This window comes from Vibrio sp. 10N.222.49.C9, from assembly GCF_041474985.1.
GTDB classification, from domain to species: Bacteria; Pseudomonadota; Gammaproteobacteria; order Enterobacterales; family Vibrionaceae; genus Vibrio; species Vibrio crassostreae_C.
This window is the reverse complement of record NZ_JBFRVD010000922.1, coordinates 1-311: the sequence shown is the minus strand read 5'-3', so window position 1 is coordinate 311 and position 311 is coordinate 1. Positions and strand designations below refer to the sequence as shown.

The 311-nt window shown below is 45.7% G+C and carries 1 protein-coding gene; it reads right to left on the bottom strand.

The window, feature by feature from the left end; genetic code table 11:
• A partial coding sequence (locus AB4585_RS26230) for a pyridoxamine 5'-phosphate oxidase family protein (protein ID WP_372171690.1) occupies positions 1 to 311 on the bottom strand: 311 nt, incomplete at both ends.

The following is a 311-nucleotide window of genomic DNA, read 5'->3' as shown; positions in this document are numbered from 1 at the left end:
GTAGAGATTGAAATCACCCAGCTGCGCTAGGTTTTGAGCCATTTCGCCAAAGCGTTCAATCAGTGCTGCAACGCCAGCCTTGCCTTGCTCAGAGTCTTTATTGATATGCTCTGCTGTAGTATCAAAGGTCAGACGCTTTCTTGCATGAACGCTCTTTGCTGATGCTTCGTCTTGAACCATCATGATAGAGACATTTTTATTGCCTTTAAGGTTCTGTCCATGAGCGGCTAAGTCGCTCACAAGGATGTAATAACCCGCTTGGTCAAACGCAAAGGGAGAATAGCTAACGTGTGGCAGACCATCTTTAGTAA